Here is a 21,079-nt window from a genome sequence, read left to right as displayed (position 1 = left end):
TCGAGGGTGCGGGCGAGCTGGGTGGCCAGGGCGGTGAGCACCGCGGTGCATTCGGTGTGGACCGGTGGTACGGGCGGGCGGTGGCGTTGCTGCATTGCTTCGTACATGTGTTAATTGTACGGCGTTTAATCGAACTTGTATTCGAATATAGGGCAGGCTTTTCCTCAGGAAAAGCTAAAGGTTGTCCGCTAATTCCAGAAGGCGGGCAATGCCGGAGCGGGCTCCGAGCTCGTCGTTGTAGCCAGAGCGGAGAATTGCCGCGGACACCGCCTGCGGGGTGATGCCCAGCGTCTGGGCCACCGCCTTCTGTTGCCCGCGCACCCCGGGGGTCAGCAGGTCGACCACAGCCCATTCAGACTCGCTGCGGGTGCGAATCGACTGCCCGAGCAGGCGCAGTAGCCCTTCGAGCTCGGCGTCCAGCTCGGCGTTGCCTGTGGAGACGCAGATCGGCACGCGTTCCCCGCGGTGTTCTGCCGCATCGAGAGCGCCCTGGGCCCGGCGTAGGGCCCTTCCGTCGACCTGGTCCGCTTCGGCGGGCACCGGTTCGTACAGCGCGCCGACGCCCAGCCCGATATGGCAGAAGTTCAGCCGGGCCGCGCGCAGGACTGCGTCGACGGCGGCATCGGCATCCGCGGGCACCCCCAGCAACAGTTGGCCGCTGACGGCCGTGAACGCGGCGTGCGTGGATACCTGGGCCAGTTGGTGCCAGAGCGCCTCGCTGGCGGCGGCGACATCGGTGACCGAGCGGGGCCGGGGGCTGAGCGCAACGACAAACATGGCTTAAGTATTGCTTGTGAGGCCGGGTTTGTCGCGTATCCGAGATATATGGCGGAGGTCAGGCCCGCTGCGGCAGCCGCACGATGGTGAAGCGGAAGAACAGCTGGGTGGCCGGGCCGATGAGCAGCGCATAGGCCACGGTTCCCACTCCCACCGGGCCGCCCAGAACCCAGCCCAGTCCCAGCACCGACAGTTCAAGCACGGTGCGGATCAGCCGGATAGACTGCCCGGTGCGCAGGTGCAGTCCGGTCATCAGCCCGTCGCGTGGCCCGGGCCCGAGGTGGCTGCCGATGTACAGTGCGCCGCCCAGCCCGTTGACCAGGATCGCGGCGGCAACCGCCAGCACCTGCCAGCCCAGGCCGTCGATTGCGGGAAGGAAGCGCAGGAAGAAGTCCAACGCCAGGCCCAGATACAGCGTATTGGCGATGGTGCCAAGGCCGGGCCACTGCTTGAGTGGAATCCATGCCAGCAGCACCAGCGCCCCGACCAGGATCACGATGGCACCCAGCGACAGCGGCACGTGGTTCGCCAGGCCCAGATGCAGCACGTCCCACGGATCGACACCCAGCTGGGCGCGGATCAGCATCGCCATGGCCAGTGCGTAGAGCGTGAGCCCGGCAAAGAGGTTGGCCAGGCGCAGCGGGAGGCGTCCGCCGCTCAGCTGCTGGCGGGGAGTCAGGTTCGTGATGGTCATGTAGACAAGCTTCCGGTAAATTGGCCATGGAAAAAATAGCCAATTTTGAACTGGTGGATCCATGGGACGCATCACAGCCTCGGCGCTGGCCCGCATGCTGGGGGACCCGGACTGCTCGATGTCCGCGTACCGCTGGCTCTTCCTCGCGCTGCGCTCGCTCATCGCCAACGGCAGGATCCTGCACGGGACCGCGCTGCCCAGCGAACGCGACGCCGTGGCTGCCCTGGGGCTGAGCCGCACCACGGTCTCCCGCGCCTATGCCGAGCTGCGCGAGAGCGGGTACGCCAGATCCCGCCGCGGCTCGGGCACCGTGGCCCAGCTTCCCGGCGGGCCGGTGGCCGGAGGCGCCGAACCGCTGCCGCTGGGCGGCTTCGGCCCGTTGCCCGGAAGCCAGGCCGTGGACCTGACCTGCGCGGCGCCCAACGCGCCGGCCGGCATGCTGGAGCAGTTCGAGGCAGCGCTGCACGAGCTTCCGCGCTACGCAGCGGGCATGGGCTACTACCCGCTGGGCATCGAGCCGCTGCGCGCGGCGCTGGCGGAGTACTACACCCGGCGCGGGCTGCCGACCGGACCGGAGCAGATCATCGTGACCTCCGGGGCGCTGTCCGCCGTGGCCGCCGCCGGACGCGCGGTGCTCGGGCGCGGCCAGGGCGTGCTGGCCGAAACCCCGACCTACCCGAACTCGCTGCTGGCACTGAAGGCCCACGGGGCCCGGACCGCCGCGGTGCCCATCGGGCCGCAGGGCTCGGACCTGGAGCAGATCGCCGCCGCGCTGGGCGAGGTGCGGCCCGCGGCCATGCTGTGCCTGCCTGATTTCCACAACCCGGTGGGCACGCTGCTGGATAACGCGGGGCGTCAGCGATGGGCCGCCGAGCTGGACCGGGCAGGCGCCGTGGGCATCATCGATGAGACCTGTGCCGAGCTGTGGCTGGATGACCGCCCGCAGGTGCTGCCGATGGCGGCGTTCTCCCCGAACCTGGTCACCGTGGGCAGCGCCAGCAAATCGCACTGGGGAGGGCTGCGCCTGGGCTGGTTGCGTGCCCCGCGCCACCTGGCCGCTGCGTTGGCCCGCGCCCGGATGAGCATGGATTTGGGCGCCCCGGTGCTCGAGCAGCTGGTGCTGGCCAACCTGATCTCCTCGGGGCAGACGTTGTCCGAAGCCACCCGCACCGCGCTGCGCGAAAACCGGGACTGGATGATCGGGGAACTGGGCCGCATCCTGCCGGACTGGGAGCCGAACCGTCCGGCCGGCGGGCTGAGTCTGTGGTGCCACCTGCCGCGGCCGCGCTCCTCGGCCCTGGCCCGCCGGCTCACCTCGGTGCTGCTGGCCCCCGGATCCACCTTCGCGGTCGAGGGGCACGGGCTGGAGCACTACCAGCGCCTGCCCTTCGCTCAGGACCGCGCACAGCTGGAAGCGGCGCTGCCCGCCATCGCCGCGGCCTGGGAGCAAGTGGCCGTATAGCTACAGGCTTGCCGCCACGAGTTCAACCGCTGCGAGCAGCTGTTCCATATCCCATGCGGAGGCCGGCGCGGCGGTGGAGGCCGCCCGCAGATCGGTTTCCCGCCCCACGCCCGCTTCCGTTCCGCCCGGACGCAGCGCGGGGACGTGGATGAACAGCGCCGGGACCGGTTGCGCGTAGGCCAGATAGGCGACGTGGTTGCAGACGAAACGTCCGGCATTCCGGGAAACCTGCGCGGCGAACCCGGCTGCGGCCAACAACGCGGTGATGCGCTGGGCATCGAGGCTCGATGGCAGCGACAATGGGCCGTCCGAGATGATCGCTGCACCGCGGGGCCGGGCCCCGTCGTTGTCCGGGATCCGCGCATCGTCTTCGTTGGCGGCCCTGGCCTCGGGCGTCACTGCGGCACGTCCGCCGGCCTCGCCCACGCAGATCAGCGCATCGGGCCGGTGCTCCGCAAGCAGCGCGGAGAGCGCCTCGCCCGAGCGGTGGAAGGAAACCGGCAGGATCGCGGTGGTCAGCCGGCGCCCGGCAATGCTGGCCGGAAGCGCCGACACCACGGCGCTGCTGGCGTTGAAATTATCGTTTCCGAAGGGCTCGAACCCGGTCACCAGAATGTGCATGGCACCTATTATGTCGAACTGTCGGTGGCGGCTGATAGAGATTGAGTTGCTCTCCAGCCGGTTCAGGGAAGGTTCGATTTCATGATTATTGCCGTTTTTATCCTAGTCATACTCAATATTCTTGCGGCAGTATGTATTGCGCTACTGTTGATCCGGCGCACCGGCGGCGTGGATGACCAGGTGATTCGGGAGGCAGTGCGATCCACCCACGGCGAGTTGCGCCAAGACCTGAGTGCCCAGCGCGGCGAACTGCGCCAGACCCTCGGTCAGGTGCGCACGGAGATCGACGCGAAGCTCGGCGCGATGGCCGACGGCAACGCCCGGCGCCACCTGCAATTGCAGACGCTGATGCAGGAGCAGATGGACAAGCTGCGCGCCGGCAACGAAGCCAAGCTGGAGCAGATGCGCGAGACCGTGGACGAGAAGCTGCAGGGCACGCTGGAGAAGCGGCTCGGGGAGAGCTTCGAGCTGGTGAGCAAGCGGCTGGAAATGGTGCAGCAGGGGCTGGGCGAAATGCAGTCCCTCGCGCAGGACGTCGGCGGGCTCAAGCGCGTGCTGACCAACGTCAAAAGCCGCGGCACCTGGGGCGAGGTCCAGCTCGAGCGCCAGCTGGAGGACATCCTCACCCGGGACCAGTACGAGCAGAACGTCGCGATCGTGCCCGGAAGCCGGGAGGCCGTCGAATTCGCGGTCATCCTGCCCGGGCGCGAGGATGGCACCATCTACCTGCCCATCGACTCCAAGTTGCCGCAGGAGGACTACGAGCGGCTGCTCGACGCCCAGGAATCGGGCGACAAGGCGGCCGTCGAGCAGGCCAGCCGGGCGCTGGACAAGGCCATCATCGAGCAGGCCAAGCTGATTTCCGGCAAGTACATCGCCCCGCCGCACAGCACCGACTTCGCCATCATGTACCTTCCCACTGAAGGCCTGTTCGCCGAGGTGGTGCGCCGTCCGGGACTGGCCAGCAAGCTGCAGACCGAGCACCGCGTGCTGGTCACCGGTCCGACCACGCTGATGAGCCTGCTCAACTCGCTGCAGATGGGCTTCCGGACATTGGCCATCGAAAAGCGCAGCAGCGAGGTCTGGCAAGTACTGGCCGCCGCGAAAGACGAATTCCGCAAGTACGGGGATGTCTGGGACAAGCTGGGCAAGCAGCTTTCGGCCGCGCAGAACACCGTGCAGGCCGCCGGAACCCGAACCCGCGCCGTGGAGCGGACCTTGCGGGACGTGGAGTCAGTAAACGTTGAACCTACGACTTTGCCAGGAATCATGCCTGGAATTTAGTACGGTTTCATACATCGGGATCGACCGTGGATGATGGAACGCCAACGTCATACGTATTCGTCGAGAGTTTTGACGAGGTACCCCGTGATGATTCAAAACTAGGAGGGTCGCGCAGGCGGTGTTCCCCCCCCCAGTGACCACCCGGTAGCTGTGTAGAAGAATCTCGCCTGGTAAACTGCCACGAGTCGTCGCCCAGAATGGCGCTAAAAGCCTTGCAAAAGATGCTCGCTATTCGTCAACCTATTTGGTGTCATTCGCCAGTGCGCTACCTGTATTTGCTGACCTGCGAGTCGAATGCACGACGGTCTCTGTGCAAAGCCACCCGCGGATTTCAACGGTTGGCACGGGGTGACGAAATCACCTGAACAGGCTGTTCTCAGTTCTCAGATATACAGCCATATCACGCCACCGACGCAACTGATCGCCCCGGCGATGCCGATGCGTCGGATAACGAATTTGATGGCGTTTGCCGGAGTGGTGAGGTATCGAACAAGAGCTTCGAAACCCATTCCACCTGCACCTCCGAATCCAAGGCACGCGCCAATGATTCTTTTTACCTCGGGGTGAAGAAGAGCAGCCGGTTGGGCAACGCCTATGCCAGAGATGCCCGCGACCGGAGCATCTGCGCCGGATGCAAGCTTTTCGATGACTCGGCCTCTCTTGTCGAGGGTCAAGATTTCTCCGCTATCCATATAACGCATGGCGGCGACGCTGGTGGGGAGCTTTTGTTTACCTGCTGTTTCGCGTGAATGGTTGATAATTTTGAGCGTAGAGGGATCAATGGATTCACTGATTCCGGGCCCTAAGTTACTACCCAGGGAGATTGATGCTGGCGCCCACGTTCCAACAGTTTCACACGACAAGAAGGTATTGGGAGCCTCAATTGCGTGCACCGGCGCGGAAGTGACGTCTGTCGACTCAGCAGTCTTCTCGACGCCGAAACTTGCAGTCGGCGCAGTGACTAATAGTGTTGCAGCAAGTGCGGTTGAACTGAGCATCGTTACACCCTTTTTGAACATTTCGAATGTTTCCTTTGATTCAAGAAGTGGCTGCGCAGAGTGATGTAGGTTGGCGTGACGAGAGTTTGATTCAACGCAACGGCTAGAACCGATTAACTTAATCTATTTGCGAATAATACTAAAACTACTCGAAACCAATCATATAAAAGTATGATTGATTAAAATGCTACAAACAGAGGCGTAATATTTGAATAACGTGTAACCGCAAGATCAGTTGTGCATTTTCTGACTTGAGCCCAAACTCGATGAGGTTGCGGTCTACCTGTTGCTGCCATTATTCGGCGGGCTACTTCGCACATGGATGCGCTCGGCGATCAAAGTGCTCACGAGCAGCGATCCGAAGCCGCACAACGCTGGAATGTAGGCAGTAAACCCGGAAAGGGGCGAGAGTAACCAAGTGAATAACGCGAAGACTGCAACGGAGACGATGAAGCAGATGAGGAACGAGCCCCATTTCGTCCGCTCGCTTACTCCGTGCCAGAGCGGCAAAGTATCTTGAGATGATTCGCCGGACAAGCCAAGCCAGGATGAAAATTTAGTCATTATGAAAGATCCTCTCGGCAAGGGAATATACATACAAGAAGATTAGATACTATCTGTTAGCATCACTTTCACAGTACGGTTCAAGTTGAGCATTGCGCAATCATACTTTTGACTGACTAGGACGTCTGGCCGGCAGTGTGGCATGTGGCGGAATACGTCAAAGTTTCAACGATCGCATGAGGCGGAAAGATGAAACCGAGCCCATCACTAGCGCGACAATTCATGACCTGATGCCATCGGGTTCCATAGAAGCGGGCGTTCCGGGAATCCATCGTTTGGCCATGCATTTAGGTTGCTAATGACCCATGTAAGAACTTCATTGGCATCGCATCATGCTTGACAGATTCGAACACTGCTGAGGAGGGGCCTGAAGCAATGGAAGTCGAGGGGTTTGTTCCCGGGTGTCGTCGCCTATGAAAATCATTGCAAGGACTCATGCGGCGATGACAGTTTTCGGTGTCTTGTTGGGGCTTGGCCATGTACAAGTTGATTCGCCCAACGTAAGAGGACGGGAGCATGAGAAATCGGGAAAAAGAATGGCGGCAACCAAGTGGTTGCCGCCATTCGTAGCACTTAGGCCTTGAAGCGCTCGATGGAGCGAGCCAGCTCGGCTTCGGCGGCCTCGCGGCCCTCCCAGCCCTCGGCCTTGACCCACTTGCCAGGCTCCAGGTCCTTGTAGCGGGTGAAGAAGTGCTCGATCTCCTTGATCAGCCACTCGTCGATGTCCTCGAGCTCCTTGATGTGGTCAAAGCGCTTGTCCGAAGGAACGCACAGCAGCTTGGCATCTCCGCCGCCGTCGTCGGTCATGTTGAACACGCCGATCGGGCGGGCCTCAACCACGACACCCGGGATCAGGTCGACGCCCGGGATGTACACCATGGCGTCCAGCGGATCGCCGTCTTCGCCCAGGGTGTCGTCGAAGTAGCCATAGTGGGTTGGGTACTGCATCGAGGTGAACAGCACGCGGTCCAAACGCAGACGGTGGGTCTCGTGGTCGATCTCGTACTTGACGCGCGATCCGGTAGGGATCTCGATGGTCACGTCGTGGCTCATGAAAAGCACACTCCTAAACTAGTCTTAGGGTTATCCGCCCTTAAGCGTATCGCCCCCGGGCGCTGCCTTGATAAACCCGCGAAAGGAATGTCACCGCATGAACACCGCCGCCCGTCGCGTGATCACACTGGGCGCGGCCGTGGTTGCGGTGGTGGGCATGGTGCTGGCCATGCTGTTCGCACCGCGTTTTTTCACCGGTGAACCTGAAGCCTTCTACACCCCAGCCAGCGCGCAGATTGCGGAAAACGCCCCAGTCAACGTGCAGGACCTGAACCCGGATGCGGTCATGCCGGACACCGCCGTGTTCACCGCCCAGCTGGACGCGATCCTGGCGGACCAAGGTGATGGAACGAAGTTCACCGCCCAGGTGGTGGATGTCGCGACCGGCACAGTGCTTTATGACAAGAACTCGACCGCCAACGGCACCCCTGCCTCCAGCCTGAAGGTGGTCACCGCCCTGGCGGCCGTGGATGTGCTGGGCGCCGACACCCAGCTGGCCACCAGTGTTTGGCTGGACGGGGACACCCTGGTGCTGCGCGGCGGGGGAGACGTGCTGCTGGGCGACGGTGCCTCGGACCCGTCCTCCACCAAGGGCTACGCGGGGCTCGCGACGCTGGCCGAAAAGACCGCCGCCGAGCTGGAGAAGCGCGGTGTGGACTCCGTGAAGCTGTGGCTGGACGACTCGCTGTTCGGCACCGCGCAATCCAACCCGGATTGGGACAAGTCCCTGTTCACCTCCAACAACATCGCGCCGGTCTACCCGCTGGCGCACTATGCGGGACGCGCGGGCGAGAACCTCGCCTCCCCGTACCAGTCGGATTCGGCGCAGCAGGCGCGCCAGGTGTTCGCCGCCGCGCTGGGTTCTTCGATCAAGGTGGCGCAGGGCGGGCGCGGAGCCTACGAGGGCGGCGAGCAGATCGCCGAGGTGCGCTCGGCCCCGCTGCGCGACGTGGTCAAGCACATGCTGCTGGTCTCGGACAACTACATCGCCGAGACCCTGGGCAGGCTGGTGGCCTTGGCCGAAGGTCTTCCCCCGGAACAGGCAGGGCCCGCGGTGGCCAAGGCCGCGGGGGAGCACGGCGCCCAGGGCCTGGTGCTGTCCGACGCCAGCGGGCTGGCCGCTGCCAACCAGATTTCGCCCGCGGCGTTGACCACGGTGCTGCGCTCGGCGGCCACCAGCGGCAAGGCTGGACTGCGCGAGCTGGTCTACTCGCTGCCGGTGGCCGGATACAACGGCACGCTGAGGCAGCGGCTGGGCGGCGACGCGACCCTGGGAATGGTCCGCGCTAAAACCGGTTCGCTGACCGGGGTGGCCACGCTGACCGGCATGACGCCGACTAAGGACGGCAGGCTGCTGGCCTTCTCCATCTTCGCCAACCAGCCGGACGGAACGCTCGCACCGCACAAGCCAATCATCGACCAGGCAGTCACCGCCATCCGCGGCTGCGGCTGCCGGACATAGTCAGGAGCACGCATGAAGCAATTCATTGACTGGGACGTCGCTGTCGGAACCGCTAAGACCCTGATGCCGGCCGGCCCGGCCATCGACGGACGGCAGGCGGCGCGGATTATCGAGGAGCTGCGCATCGCCGGCGGCCAGGGCCTGGTCGAAGCGGAGAAGATCTCCCTGCTGAGCTCTACCGCGCCATCCCAGACCCTCGTGGTGGACCGCGCCGGCTGGGCCAAGGCGGTCAGCCAGAACTTCGCGGCGATGCTCCCGGAGGGTATCGACGCCCCGGGCGCGGTGCCGCTGGTCGCCGGCGCCGAGCTCGGCGCGGTGCTCGCGGTGCTCGGCACCCGTGTACTGGGCCAGTTCGACCCGTTCGTCGGCCCCCGGCTGCTGCTCAACGCCCCGACCATCACCCAGCTGCGCGGCGAACTGAACCTGAACGCCAAAGACTTCTACCTGTGGATCGCCACCCATGAGCAGACCCACCGACTGCAGTTCGAGCATGCGCCGTGGATTCCCGGGGTCATGAAGCAGACCCTGGCCGAGGTGTTCGAGCCGCTGCGCGGCACCACGCATTCGATCAACGACCTCGGTTCCAAGCTCAAGGCCATGAAGTCGGAGGTCAGCGAGCTGACCAGCATCATGTCGGTGCTGGAGGGTCACGCCATGGTGGTGATGAACGACGTGAAGTCCATCGGCACCATCAAAACCATCCGCCGCCGCTTCGAGGCGCGCGGAGAGAACCGTTCGGCGCTGGCCACGCTGGTTGGCAAGCTGCTGGGCATGGAGGCCAAGGCGCTGCAGTACAAGCGCGGGGCGAAGTTCGTGCGCCACCTGGTCGACGAGATGGGCTACGAAGGCTTCAACACGATCTTCAGCGAACGCGAGCTGTTTCCCAGCGCCAAGGAGCTGGACCACCCCGAACGCTGGCTGGCCCGCACCCGATGAGCCGCGCCATTGACCGGGCGCGCCACGCGGTCGCCGCGGCGGCGCCCACCGGACTGAGCTTGGCCGCGGTTTCCGGCGGGGCGGATTCGCTGGCCCTGGCGGTCGCCGCCAGCCAGCTGCCCGGGGACTTCGGGGCGGTCATCGTGGACCACGGGCTGCAGGCCGGCAGCGCCCAGGTCGCGGTCCGGGCGGCAGGGCAGTGCCGCGAACTCGGGCTGGAGCCGGTGCTGGTGCTGCGGGTGGACACCCGCCCCGACGAGGCCTCGGCCCGCACCGCCCGCTACGAAGCCTTCGACCGGGCGCTTCAATCCACCGGAGCGCAGCGCATCCTGCTCGGGCATACCCGGGACGACCAGGCCGAACAGGTGCTGCTGGGGCTGCTGCGCGGCTCCGGCACGCGGTCGCTGGCCGGCATGCCGGCGGTGCGCGGGGCCTACGCGCGCCCGCTGCTCGACCTGAGCAGGCAGGACACCGAGCAGATCTGCGCCGGCGCCGGGCTGGAGTACTGGGAGGATCCCAGCAATACGGACACCTCCTACCGCCGCAACCTGGTGCGCAGCGAGATCCTTCCCTACCTGCGCGGACAGCTGGGCGAACACATCCCGCAGGCGCTGGCGCGCACCGCGCAGCTTGCCGCGGCGGACGCCGACGCGCTGGACCAGTGGGCCGGCCGGGCCTGGGCCGAGCACGGGACCAACCTGAAGTCGCTGGCGGCCCTGCCCCCGGCCGTGGCCTCCCGGGTGCTGCGCCTGGCGGCCGCCGATGCAGGCGCCAGGAACCTCGGCCGGGAGCGAACAGCGGCCCTGTGCGCTTTGGCCGGGGTCGGCACCGAAAAGTCCAAATCAGCCGGGCCAGTGCAGTTGGAGGGGAAAATCAGCGCCTACCGCCGGAGCCCGGTGATTGTTTTCACCGACTCGCGCTAAGCAACCACCGGTGAAATGTGGCACTCTAGGTAGGTACCACACCTCTAGAATCAGGAGAACCCTCGTGGATTCCAATGCCGTCAAGGCCGATCTGACACACGTTCTGTACACCAAGGAAGAAATCCAGGCCCGCGTCGAAGAACTGGCAGCGCAGATCGACAAGGACTACCAGGGCCGCGACATCCTCGTCGTCGGCGTGCTGAAGGGCGCGGTCATGATCATGGCCGACCTGGTGCGCGCACTTGATTCCCACGTGAGCATGGACTGGATGGCCGTGTCCTCCTACGGTTCCGGCACCCAGTCCTCCGGCGTGGTACGCATCCTGAAGGACCTGGACTCGGACCTCATGGGCAAGCACGTGCTCATCGTCGAGGACATCATCGATTCGGGCCTGACCCTGTCCTGGCTCAAGGCGAACCTGGAGTCGCGCGGCCCGGCCAGCGTCGAGATCTGCGCGCTGCTGCGCAAGCCCGCAGCCGCCAAGGTCGAGATCGACGTGAAGTACGTCGGCATGGATATTCCCAACGAATTCGTCGTCGGGTACGGTCTGGACTACGCGGAGAAGTACCGCAACCTTGACTGCGTGGGCACCCTTGCCCCGCACATCTACGAGTAGGGAACTTTTCGCGCCGGCCGGGCGTTGAGAAGAATCGAAGGTGGCGTGCCCCGGACGCCATGACAGCGGGTGAGGGAGATGCGTAGGGCGCGGGACCCGGCGGATCAATGAAAACAAAGAAGCTATTTAACAGCTGGATCATTTGGGTTCTCGTGGGCGTCGTTGCAGTCGTCCTGTTCCTGCCGATGGTTTTCGGCAACAACACGGCGAAGATCGACACTTCGCAGGGCCTGCATGAGCTGTCCAGCGGCAATGTGACCCAGGCGAAGATCTTCGACGGAGACCAGCGCGTGGACCTGACGCTGCGCAACGCCCTGACCGTCGACGGCGTCGAAAAGGGCACCAGCGTCAGCTTCTTCTACTCCTCGGCCCGCGCCGTGCAGGTGGTCGACGCGATCAACGACGCGAAGCTGGACAAGTTCACCGACCAGCCGGTGGAAAGCAACTGGCTGCTGTCGATGCTCGGCGTGATCGTGCCGTTCCTGCTGATCGCCGGCATCTTCTGGTTCATCCTCGCCCGCTCCCAGGGCGGCGGCTCCAAGGTCATGCAGTTCGGCAAGTCCAAGGCGAAGCTGATCACCAAGGACATGCCGCAGGTGACCTTCAAGGACGTCGCCGGCGCCGACGAGGCAGTGGAGGAGCTCCACGAAATCAAGGAGTTCCTGCAGGAACCTGCGAAGTTCCAGGCCGTGGGCGCCAAGATCCCCAAAGGCGTGCTGCTCTACGGCCCTCCGGGCACCGGCAAGACCCTGCTGGCCAAGGCAGTGGCCGGCGAGGCCCAGGTGCCGTTCTACTCGATCTCCGGCTCGGACTTCGTCGAGATGTTCGTCGGCGTGGGCGCCTCGCGTGTGCGTGATTTGTTCGAGCAGGCCAAGAACAACTCCCCGGCCATCATCTTCGTCGACGAGATCGACGCGGTGGGCCGCCACCGCGGTGCCGGCATCGGCGGCGGCAACGACGAGCGCGAGCAGACGCTGAACCAGCTGCTGGTGGAAATGGACGGCTTCGACGCCACCACCAACGTCATCCTGATCGCCGCGACCAACCGTCCGGACGTGCTGGACCCGGCGCTGCTGCGCCCGGGCCGCTTCGACCGCCAGATCCCGGTGGAGGCGCCGGATCTGAAGGGCCGTGAAGACATCCTGAAGGTGCACGTCAAGGGCAAGCCGATGGATGCCACGGTGGATTTGAACGCGGTGGCCAAGAAGACCCCGGGCTACACCGGCGCCGACTTGGCCAACGTGCTCAACGAGGCCGCGCTGCTCACCGCCCGCTCGAACGCCAACCTGATCGACGACCGCGCGCTGGACGAGGCCATCGACCGCGTGATGGCCGGCCCGCAGAAGCGCACCCGCCTGATGGACGAGCACGAGCGCAAGGTCACCGCCTACCACGAGGGCGGCCACGCCCTGGTCGCCGCCGCGATGAACCAGACCGCGCCGGTCACCAAGATCACCATCCTGCCGCGCGGCCGCGCCCTGGGCTACACGATGGTCGTGCCGGAGTCGGACAAGTACTCGGTGACCCGCAACGAGCTGCTGGACCAGATGGCCTACGCCATGGGCGGGCGCGTCGCGGAGGAGATCGTGTTCCACGACCCGTCCACCGGAGCCAGCAACGACATCGAGAAGGCCACCGCCACCGCGCGCAAGATGGTCACCGAATACGGCATGAGCGAGAAGGTCGGCGCGGTGCGCCTGGCCAGTTCCGCCGCCGAGCAGCAGATGGGCACCGGGGCGCGCGAGTACTCCGACGAGATGGCCCACCTGGTCGACGAAGAGGTGCGCCAGCTCATCGAGGGCGCGCACAACGACGCCTACTGGGCGCTGACCACCAACCGCCACGTGCTCGACCGCCTGGCCCTGGCCCTGCTGGAACGCGAGACGCTGAACCAGAAGGAGATCGCGGAGATCTTCTCGGACCTGGTGAAGATCGACAAGCGTGTGGTGTGGCTATCCAACGACGAGCGCCCGGTGCACCCCGAAGGCCCGGTGTTAAGCCCCAAGGAGCGCGCCGCGCAGTCGACCGACTAGGATCGAAGCGTGACTGAAGAAAATCTGATCGACCAGCCGCGCATCGCGGCAGCCGTGCGCGAAATCCTGTTGGCCATCGGCGAGGACCCGGACCGCGACGGCCTGCAGGACACCCCCAAGCGGGTGGCCAAGGCCTATGCGGAATTCTTCGCAGGGCTGCACCAGCGTCCCGAAGAGCACCTGTCCACCACCTTCGACATCGAGCACGACGAGATGGTGCTGGTGAAGGACATCGCGTTCTACTCGACCTGCGAGCACCACCTCGTGCCGTTCTACGGCCGCGCCCACATCGGGTACATCCCGGGCAAGGGCGGGAAGGTCACCGGCCTGTCCAAGCTGGCCCGGCTGGTGGAGGTCTTCGCCCGCCGCCCGCAGGTGCAGGAACGGCTGACCACGCAGATCGTGGACGCCCTGGTCGAGCACCTGAACCCCTCCGGCGCGATCGTCGTCGTCGAATGCGAACACATGTGCATGTCGATGCGCGGCGTGCAGAAGCCGGGCGCGAAGACCGTGACCAGCGCGGTCCGCGGCCAGCTGCGGGAAACCGCCACCCGCGCCGAAGCAATGAGCCTGATTCTCGGAAGGTAACCCCCTATGTCTCTTGGAGCAATCCCGGGCACCGGTCCGGCCACCAGCCCGTTGACCGTGATCCGCAAGATCAAGCAGAAAACCTTTGCCGACCTGCCGACCGACCGCACCCTGGTCATGGGCATCCTGAACGTCACCGAGGACTCCTTCTCCGACGGAGGCGCCTACCTGCAGCGCGAGGCAGCCATCGCGCAGGGCCTGAAGCTGCTCTACGCCGGCGCCGACATCATCGACGTGGGCGGGGAATCCACCCGCCCCGGCGCCGCCGCGGTGGACCCGGAGATCGAGCAGGAGCGCATCCTGCCGGTCATCGAGGCGCTGGTCAAGGCCGGTGCGGTGGTCTCCGTGGACACCATGCACGTGGACACCGCCCGAGCGGCCATCGCCGCCGGCGCGCACCTGATCAACGACGTCTCCGGGCTGACCTACGAGCCAGGCATGCCGGAGCTGATCGCGCTCACCGGTGTTCCCTACGTGCTGATGCACCGCCGCGGCACCGCGCAGAACATGGTCACCCAGGCCAACTACCAGGATGTGGCAGCCGAGGTGCTGGCCGAGCTGCGCGCGCTGCGCGACGACTTCGTGGCCCGCGGCGTGAAGCCCGAGCAGATCATCCTGGATCCGGGGCTTGGCTTCGCCAAGGACGCCGCGCACAACTGGGCGCTGCTCAAGAGCCTGCAGGCCTTCGAGGACCTGGGCCACCGCGTGCTGGTCGGCACCAGCCGCAAGCGCTTCCTGGGCGAGCTGCTGGCCGAGGGCGGCGCTGCGCGCGAACCGCTGGGCCGCGACGCGGCGACCCTGGCCACCACCGTGCTCGCGGCCGCCGACGGCGCCTGGGCGGTGCGCGTGCATGACGTGCAGGGATCGCGCGACGCCCTGAAAGTCGTGAAGGCCCATGGACCGAATTAGCATTTCCGGGATTTCCGCGATCGGCTACCACGGCGTTTTCGACTTCGAAAAGCGCGACGGGCAGAGCTTCGTCGTCGACGTGGTGCTGCACGTGGACATCTCCCGCGCGGCGGCCAGCGACAACGTCGCCGACACCGTGCACTACGGCGAGGTCAGCGAGCTGGTGGTCGCCCAGATCCAGGCCGGTCCCTGGGACCTGATCGAGAAGCTCGGCAGCGAGATCGCCGAGGCGATCCTGGCCGCCTACCCGACCGTGGCCACCGTGGAGGTCGTGGTGCACAAGCCGCAGGCGCCGATCCCGGTGCCGTTCAGCGACGTGAGCATTTGCCTGGTCCGCCACCAGACGCTGCACACCGCGGTCATCGCGCTGGGCGCCAACCTGGGCGACCCGCAGGCCACGCTGGCCGCCGCCGTGGCCGAGCTCGGCGAGGAAGTCCAGATCCTGAAGGTCTCCCCGCTGGCTGTCACCAAGCCCGTGGGCGGCCCGCCGGACCAGCCGGACTACACCAACCAGGTCATCGAGGTGCGCACGCAGCGCTCCCCGCATGAGCTGCTGGATCTGTGCCAGCGCATCGAGGCCGCGCACCACCGCACCCGCGAGGTGCGCTGGGAGGCGCGCACGCTGGATCTGGACCTGATCACCTACGACCACCTGGTGCTCGAGGACCCGAGGCTGACGCTGCCGCATCCTCGCGCCGCCATCCGTGGCTTCGTGCTGGCCCCGTGGAGCTGGATGGACCCGGACGCCGTGCTCGGCGGCCAGCTGGTCTCCCGGCTCGCGCAGCAGGCGGCGGACACCAAGGACATCATCCGGCTATGACCCGGCTGAAGGTTCTCTCGCTGGTGTGGTGCACCCTGCTCGGGGCGGTCCTGGGCTGGGTGGCGCTGCGCCTGTTCGTCGCGGCGGGGCATTCAACCCCGGTGCTGGACTACACGGCGCTGTATTCGCTCGGCGCGGTGTGCGCGGTGGTGCTGTTCCTGGGCATCCGGGTCAAGCGCTCGACCCTGGGCAAGGCCCACTTCGACGCGATCGCCGCGGCCCGCACCCTGGTGCTGGCCCAGGCGGCGGCCTACGCCGGCGCGCTGATCACCGGCTGGCATCTGCCGGCGCTGGTCAACCTGTGGGTGAACGCCGGCGCCTCGCCGAGCCTGACCCGCGCCATCGTGCTGGCCGGAGCCGGCCTGTTCATGGTGGTCATCGGGTATGTCGTGCAGCACCTTTGCAAACTTCCACCCGAAGATCCGGAGGACAATACCGATGGAATCGCCGATGGAACGGTCACCGAATGACTTCCGGCCGGTCGCTCCCGAATACTTCACCGTCAAGCTGATCGGCTGGGCGCTGAACACCGCCCTGTACCTGCTGATCGCGCTGGTGCCGCTGATCCTGCGGCTGTTCGGCGTGCAGACCCCGAACTGGCTGGCCATCGCGCCGCCGCTGGCGGTGCTGCTCGTCGCCCTGCTGGTGCTGCGCCTGCTGCGCCGCCGCGTGCGGGCGCTGGGCTACCTGGAGCGCGAGGAGGATCTCGTGGTGCGCTCCGGGGTGATGTGGCGCAAGCAGCTGGTCATCCCCTACGGGCGCATGCAGTACGTGGAAGTCACCAGTGGTCCGCTGGAACGCAAGTACGGGCTGTGCAAGCTCACCTTGAACACCGCCTCCGGCTCCGCCACCGCAGTGATCCCCGGCCTTGGGCAGCGCACCGGCGAAGACCTGCGCGAACGGCTGAGCGCCGCGGGCGAAGCGAAGATGTTATGACCGACCAGTGGCAGCGGGTCCATCCGGCCAGCCCGTTTGTGCGCGGCTGGGTGGCCATCGTGGGCCTGGCCTACATCTACTGGCAGAACACCAATGACCTGACGCTGGCCGAGCGGCTCAGCGGCGAAAGGCTGCGCTGGACCGTGGTCATCGGTGCGGGAGCGCTGCTGGTGGTGCTCGTGTTCTACGCCCTGTCCTGGTATTTCACCCGCTACATGATCACCCCGAGCCACGTGTACGTGAACTCCGGGATGATCTTCCGCAGCCAGAAGCAGGCGCGCATCGACAGGGTGCAGGGAATCGAGGTGGCGCAGCCGCTGGTGGCCCGGCTCCTGGGCCTGGCCGAACTGCACTTCGACGTGGCCGACGGCAGCCAATCCATGCTGCGGCTGTCCTTCCTGCGCAAGGCCGACGCGCAGCAGCTGCGCGCGCTGATCCTGGACCGGGCGCACGCAGCCCGGGGAGGCCAGGCGCAGCCGGACGTGCCGGAAACGGAACAAGCTCCCCACGACGTCGCACCGGCCGGTGCCGCGCCGGAGACCGGTGTGCTGATGGCCAAGGTGCCCCACGGCAGGCTGCTCGCCTCCCTGTTCCTGCGCATGCCCACCATCATCGGCCTGCTCAGCGCGCTGGCCCTGGGCATCATGACGCTCAGCGGCATCGGCGGCATGGTGGCCGGCTTGATCCCGGCGCTGCTGGCCTTCGGCGGCTGGTTCTACAAGGAGCTGAACAACTCCTGGAACTTCAGCGCCGCGGCCACGGACACCGGGCTGCGCGTCAGCCGCGGCCTGGCCGACACCCGCCAGCAGTCCATCCCCGCAGGCCGCGTCCAATCCATCCAAGTCACTTCCCCGGCCCTGTGGCGGCTGCTGGGCTGGTACCGCGTCGAGGTCAACGCGCTGGGCGTCGGCTCGCAGGAGGAGGCCCAGAACCTGCTGGTGCTGCCGGTCGGGGACTTCGACGCGGTTGCCCGGGTCATGGGCATCCTGTTGCCGGACTTCGGGGTGGAGAACCAGCGCAAGGTGCTGTTCACCGCGATCAACTCCGGAGGCGAGGAGCACGGATTCACGCTGTCCCCGCAGCGGGCCAGGCCGCTGTCACCGGGGGCGTGGAAAAACCAGGGGTTCCTGGCCACCGACACCACAGTGATTACCCGCTACGGCTGGCTCGCCCGGGTCACCGCCTTCACCGCGCACAACCGGGTGCAGGGCCTGATGCTGCGCCAGGGCCCGCTGGAGCGCCGCCGGCAGCTGGCGGGGCTGCGCATCTACAGCGCCGGCGGCACTGTCACCGGCTACATACAGCAGGTGGATGCCCAAATCGCTGGTAAGTTCTTTGAGGAACAATCCCGCCGCATCGCCGGCAGGTAATTTTTCGTCGCGGAAGGTAGGACGTGGACGCACCACGCTTGGGAATCGGCATCATCTCCGCCGGCAAGGTCGGCACGGTGCTCGGCGCCGCCCTGGCCGCCAGCGGCCACCGGATCACCGGAATCCATGCGGTCTCACAGGATTCGAAGGACCGCGCGGACGCGCTGCTGCCCGGGGTCGAGTTCCTGGACCCGGCAGAGATCCTGCGGCGCAGCGAACTGGTGCTGTTCGCCGTGCCCGACGACGTGCTCGGCGAACTGGTGGCGGGGCTTGCCGCCGCAGGGCACTTCACCAGCGGGCAGCTGATTGCCCACACCGCCGGACGCTACGGCACCGGGATCCTGCAGCCGGCGCTGGATACCGGCGCCTTTGGGCTGGCCATCCACCCGGCCATGACCTTCACCGGCATGAGCATGGACCTGCAGCGGTTGACCGACTGCGTCTTCGCGGTGACTGCCGACGAGATCATGCTGCCGGTGGCCCAGGCGCTGGTGGTGGAGATGCGCGGGGAGCCGGTGGTCATCGCCGAGCAGGACCGCGTCAGCTACCACGCGGCGCTGGCCCACGCCGCCAACCACCTGAACACCATCACCGCGCAGTCCGCGGACATGCTGCGCCGCATTGGTGTCGAAGAGCCGTCGAATACGCTGCGCGCGCTGATGTACGCGAGCCTGGACAACGCGCTGCGCTCGGGAGCCGGTGCGCTGACCGGCCCGGTGTCCCGCGGGGACGTCGGAACGGTGCAGGCGCACCTGTCCGCGCTGGAATCCGATCCGGCGGAAACCAACGACAGCTACCGCAGCCTCTCGCGCGCCACCGCGCTGCGGGCGGCCGCCCGGGGCCTGATATCCCAGCCGACGCTTGAGGAACTGCTGCGAGTTCTAGAATAAGAGGGTGAAAACCCCAAAAATCGTCAAGACCCGCAGCGAATTGAAGGCAGCCATTGCCGAAGCAAACCCGGGGTCCCTGGGCTTTGTCCCGACCATGGGCGCCCTGCACGACGGGCACGCGTCGCTGTTCAAGGCGGCCCGCGAGGAAAACGAGCTCGTTGTCATCTCGGTCTTCGTGAACGAGCTGCAGTTCAACGACGCCGCCGACTACTCCAAGTACCCGCGCACCCTGGACTCCGACGTCCAGCTGGCCGCCGGCGCCGGCGTCGACATCGTGTTCGCGCCCGAGGCGCAGGAAATCTACCATGCGGGGCTGCCGCTGATCCGGCTGAATTCCGGTGCACTGGGCGAGATGTACGAGGGCGCCTCCCGCCCGGGGCATTTCGACGGGATGCTGGCCGTGGTGGCCAAGCTGCTGCACCTGGCCGACCCGCGCCAGGGCGAATACCGCGCCTACTTCGGGCAGAAGGACGCCCAGCAGGTCGTGCTGATCCAGCGTATGGTCGCCGACCTTGACTACGCGGTGCAGCTGCGTTCGGTGCCGATCGTGCGCAGCGAAAAAGGCTTGGCGCTGTCCAGCCGCAATGCGCTGCTCAACGAGGAACAGCTGCAGGCCGCCCTGGTGCTGCACCGGGCGATATCGCTGATCGCCGGCCGGGCAGCCCGCCACGAGCCGCTGAACCTGGAGGACGCCATCGGCATGTTCCAGATGGAGCCGCTGGTGGAGCTCGACTACTTCGTGGTGGTCGATCCGGCCAACCTGCAGGAACTGGCGTTCAACTGCCAGGACACCCCCTTCACCGGGGAGGGGCTGATCCTTGTCGCCGCCACCGTGGGCGGCGTGCGGCTGATCGACAACCAGCCGATCTAGGCGAAGCGCTGGGCGGCGTCCGACAGGATCCTGCGGAAGCCTCCCAGCTCGGCCAGCACCTCGGCGCAGGTTTCCTCGCGCTGGACGAATTCCACGGCTTGGCCCGCATAGACGGGGGCCAACGCCACGTCCGCTTCGGCGCGGGCGCGGACCATGCGTTCGCGCAGTTCCTCGGTGGCTTCCAGGGACACGAGGTCATCGGCGTAGCGGTTGCTGAAGTCATTGGCCAAGGCGCGGCCGCCGAACTCAGGGGCCCACGGCAGCTGCTGGGCTATGTCGAAGGCCCGGGTGTAGACGGTGTCATCCAGCCCCGAAGCGCGCACCGCTGCTTTCAGGTTCTCGTGTCCGCTGGCTTCCTTGGTGGACAGGAACCGGGTTCCGATCCAGGCCGCTTCGGCGCCGGCGGCAAGCACTGCGGCGATCCCCGCAGCGGTTCCGATGCCGCCAGCCGCAATCACCGGCTTCTGCGTCTGGGCGCAGGCCAGTTGCAGCAGCGGCAGCGTCCCGGATTCATTGCGGCCGTGTCCGCCGCCTTCGCCGCCCCGGGCGATGACGATGTCGATGTCGTCCTGCAGTGCACGTTCCAGGTCTGCGGCGTTGCCAACCTGCATGGCTGTCAGCACGCCCGCTTCGTGGGCCAAGGCCGCGGCGCGGGTGACATCGCCGAAGCTGATTGAAACCAGCGAGGGGCCGTACTCGAGAAACGATTCAAGCGGTGACAGGTCCGCCTCCAGCGCCCAACCCATGAAGCCGACACCCCAGGGAGTGTCGATCTCCGACACGTGGGATGCCTGGGCCTTGATCCACTCGGCAGTGGGCGCCGGGGAGACCCCGATCATCCCGACCCCGCCGGCCGCGCTGACGGCAGCGGCCATGGCACCACCTGCGGCTCCTGCCATGGAAGCATTGAAGATTGGTTCACGGTATCCAAGAAGTTTCTGCAGGTCGCTCATACGCCCAGACTAGATCAGCACCATGAATGTGACCTAGAACGCGGCCCGCCGATTTGAAACATCCGAAAATGACCTGTATAGTTTTTATCTGTTGCCGCAAGGGAAACAGCCCGAAATACACGAGCTGTTCACGCGGTGGCCAATCACTTTTCACTTGAAGATTTCGATCGATTTTGATCGGCTCACGAAGTCTGGTAAGCTTGAAAAGTTGCTCCGGAGCGAAGCAGCTCGAACCCTTCGGGTTCGGGATGCGGTGTCGAGAGTGTTTGTTGTTTGAGAACTCAATAGTGTGCCAAGTTTGTTGATACCAAATTATTTT

Annotated in this window: 23 protein-coding genes; 15 read left to right on the top strand and 8 right to left on the bottom strand. The window is 65.8% G+C overall.

Annotation, left to right across the window (positions count from 1 at the left end; all coding sequences use genetic code 11):
- Window positions 1-174 precede the first annotated feature (174 nt).
- Both RF641_RS17390 and RF641_RS17385 read right to left on the bottom strand, forming a co-directional pair.
- Entirely contained in the window at window positions 175-777 is a 603-nt protein-coding gene (locus RF641_RS17390) for a hypothetical protein (RefSeq protein WP_047119024.1), read from the bottom strand.
- Between the two features lie 58 nt (window positions 778-835).
- Window positions 836-1,471: a YczE/YyaS/YitT family protein gene (locus RF641_RS17385; protein WP_424573725.1), complete on the bottom strand. Its 636-nt coding sequence runs from the start codon at window positions 1,469-1,471 to the stop codon at window positions 836-838.
- Window positions 1,472-1,532: 61 nt separating this feature from the next.
- Here RF641_RS17385 and RF641_RS17380 point away from each other — a divergent pair, with 61 nt between their 5' ends.
- The gene (locus RF641_RS17380) at window positions 1,533-2,933 is read left to right on the top strand and encodes a PLP-dependent aminotransferase family protein (RefSeq protein ID WP_424573724.1); all 1,401 of its coding nucleotides are present in this window, start codon (window positions 1,533-1,535) and stop codon (window positions 2,931-2,933) included.
- Here the strand turns inward: RF641_RS17380 and RF641_RS17375 are convergent, their stop codons facing one another.
- Window positions 2,934-3,554 (bottom strand): pyroglutamyl-peptidase I family protein, encoded by a 621-nt coding sequence (locus tag RF641_RS17375; RefSeq protein ID WP_113608175.1) that lies wholly within the window; start codon window positions 3,552-3,554, stop codon window positions 2,934-2,936. It lies immediately after the preceding gene.
- 180 nt (window positions 3,555-3,734) lie between these two features.
- Here RF641_RS17375 and RF641_RS17370 point away from each other — a divergent pair, with 180 nt between their 5' ends.
- Window positions 3,735-4,838: a DNA recombination protein RmuC gene (locus RF641_RS17370; protein ID WP_424573723.1), complete on the top strand. Its 1,104-nt coding sequence runs from the start codon at window positions 3,735-3,737 to the stop codon at window positions 4,836-4,838.
- A 383-nt stretch (window positions 4,839-5,221) separates the two neighbouring features.
- Here the strand turns inward: RF641_RS17370 and RF641_RS17365 are convergent, their stop codons facing one another.
- The 3 genes from RF641_RS17365 to RF641_RS17355 all read right to left on the bottom strand — a co-directional run bounded on the left by RF641_RS17365 (window position 5,222) and on the right by RF641_RS17355 (window position 7,453).
- Complete coding sequence (locus RF641_RS17365) at window positions 5,222-5,857, bottom strand: hypothetical protein (protein ID WP_424573722.1); 636 nt, start codon at window positions 5,855-5,857, stop codon at window positions 5,222-5,224.
- A 258-nt stretch (window positions 5,858-6,115) separates the two neighbouring features.
- Entirely contained in the window at window positions 6,116-6,400 is a 285-nt protein-coding gene (locus tag RF641_RS17360) for a hypothetical protein (protein WP_424573721.1), read from the bottom strand.
- Between the two features lie 573 nt (window positions 6,401-6,973).
- On the bottom strand, window positions 6,974-7,453 hold the full coding sequence (locus tag RF641_RS17355) for an inorganic diphosphatase (protein ID WP_047119029.1): 480 nt from the start codon (window positions 7,451-7,453) through the stop codon (window positions 6,974-6,976).
- A 97-nt stretch (window positions 7,454-7,550) separates the two neighbouring features.
- Here RF641_RS17355 and dacB point away from each other — a divergent pair, with 97 nt between their 5' ends.
- The 13 genes from dacB to panC all read left to right on the top strand — a co-directional run bounded on the left by dacB (window position 7,551) and on the right by panC (window position 19,807).
- Window positions 7,551-8,915, top strand: a complete 1,365-nt coding sequence (gene dacB, locus RF641_RS17350; protein WP_424573720.1) for a D-alanyl-D-alanine carboxypeptidase/D-alanyl-D-alanine endopeptidase — start codon at window positions 7,551-7,553, stop codon at window positions 8,913-8,915.
- 12 nt (window positions 8,916-8,927) lie between these two features.
- Window positions 8,928-9,851 carry a zinc-dependent metalloprotease gene (locus RF641_RS17345; RefSeq protein WP_047119031.1) on the top strand — a complete coding sequence of 308 codons (924 nt, stop codon included), beginning with the start codon at window positions 8,928-8,930 and terminating at the stop codon, window positions 9,849-9,851.
- Window positions 9,848-10,774 (top strand): tRNA lysidine(34) synthetase TilS, encoded by a 927-nt coding sequence (gene tilS, locus RF641_RS17340; protein ID WP_047119032.1) that lies wholly within the window; start codon window positions 9,848-9,850, stop codon window positions 10,772-10,774. Before RF641_RS17345 ends, tilS begins: the two co-directional genes overlap by 4 nt.
- Window positions 10,775-10,838: 64 nt before the next feature.
- On the top strand, window positions 10,839-11,390 hold the full coding sequence (gene hpt, locus RF641_RS17335) for a hypoxanthine phosphoribosyltransferase (RefSeq protein WP_047119033.1): 552 nt from the start codon (window positions 10,839-10,841) through the stop codon (window positions 11,388-11,390).
- A gap of 107 nt (window positions 11,391-11,497) precedes the next feature.
- On the top strand, window positions 11,498-13,423 hold the full coding sequence (gene ftsH, locus RF641_RS17330) for an ATP-dependent zinc metalloprotease FtsH (protein ID WP_047119034.1): 1,926 nt from the start codon (window positions 11,498-11,500) through the stop codon (window positions 13,421-13,423).
- 9 nt (window positions 13,424-13,432) lie between these two features.
- Complete coding sequence (folE, locus tag RF641_RS17325) at window positions 13,433-14,011, top strand: GTP cyclohydrolase I FolE (protein ID WP_047119035.1); 579 nt, start codon at window positions 13,433-13,435, stop codon at window positions 14,009-14,011.
- 6 nt (window positions 14,012-14,017) lie between these two features.
- Window positions 14,018-14,920, top strand: a complete 903-nt coding sequence (folP, locus tag RF641_RS17320; RefSeq protein ID WP_047119036.1) for a dihydropteroate synthase — start codon at window positions 14,018-14,020, stop codon at window positions 14,918-14,920.
- Window positions 14,907-15,740: a 2-amino-4-hydroxy-6-hydroxymethyldihydropteridine diphosphokinase gene (folK, locus tag RF641_RS17315; protein WP_047119037.1), complete on the top strand. Its 834-nt coding sequence runs from the start codon at window positions 14,907-14,909 to the stop codon at window positions 15,738-15,740. The genes folP and folK overlap by 14 nt, the downstream gene beginning before the upstream one ends.
- On the top strand, window positions 15,737-16,210 hold the full coding sequence (locus tag RF641_RS17310; protein ID WP_047119038.1) for a DUF3180 domain-containing protein: 474 nt from the start codon (window positions 15,737-15,739) through the stop codon (window positions 16,208-16,210). Before folK ends, RF641_RS17310 begins: the two co-directional genes overlap by 4 nt.
- On the top strand, window positions 16,191-16,676 hold the full coding sequence (locus RF641_RS17305) for a PH domain-containing protein (protein ID WP_231735865.1): 486 nt from the start codon (window positions 16,191-16,193) through the stop codon (window positions 16,674-16,676). Before RF641_RS17310 ends, RF641_RS17305 begins: the two co-directional genes overlap by 20 nt.
- Entirely contained in the window at window positions 16,673-18,046 is a 1,374-nt protein-coding gene (locus tag RF641_RS17300; RefSeq protein ID WP_424573719.1) for a PH domain-containing protein, read from the top strand. The genes RF641_RS17305 and RF641_RS17300 overlap by 4 nt, the downstream gene beginning before the upstream one ends.
- Before the next feature lie 23 nt (window positions 18,047-18,069).
- Window positions 18,070-18,936 (top strand): Rossmann-like and DUF2520 domain-containing protein, encoded by an 867-nt coding sequence (locus RF641_RS17295; RefSeq protein ID WP_424573718.1) that lies wholly within the window; start codon window positions 18,070-18,072, stop codon window positions 18,934-18,936.
- A gap of 4 nt (window positions 18,937-18,940) precedes the next feature.
- Window positions 18,941-19,807 (top strand): pantoate--beta-alanine ligase, encoded by an 867-nt coding sequence (gene panC / locus RF641_RS17290; RefSeq protein WP_047119042.1) that lies wholly within the window; start codon window positions 18,941-18,943, stop codon window positions 19,805-19,807.
- Here panC and RF641_RS17285 read toward each other — a convergent pair.
- Both RF641_RS17285 and RF641_RS17280 read right to left on the bottom strand, forming a co-directional pair.
- On the bottom strand, window positions 19,804-20,760 hold the full coding sequence (locus RF641_RS17285) for an NAD(P)H-dependent flavin oxidoreductase (protein ID WP_053797144.1): 957 nt from the start codon (window positions 20,758-20,760) through the stop codon (window positions 19,804-19,806). The genes panC and RF641_RS17285 overlap by 4 nt on opposite strands.
- A partial coding sequence (locus tag RF641_RS17280; protein WP_424573717.1) for a hypothetical protein occupies window positions 20,726-21,079 on the bottom strand: 354 nt, incomplete at its 5' end. The genes RF641_RS17285 and RF641_RS17280, both read right to left, overlap by 35 nt.

The organism is Arthrobacter sp. 'calajunan' (assembly GCF_046940185.1).
Classification (GTDB): Bacteria; Actinomycetota; Actinomycetes; order Actinomycetales; family Micrococcaceae; genus Glutamicibacter; species Glutamicibacter soli.
This window is presented reverse-complemented; position numbering and strand designations above follow the sequence as displayed.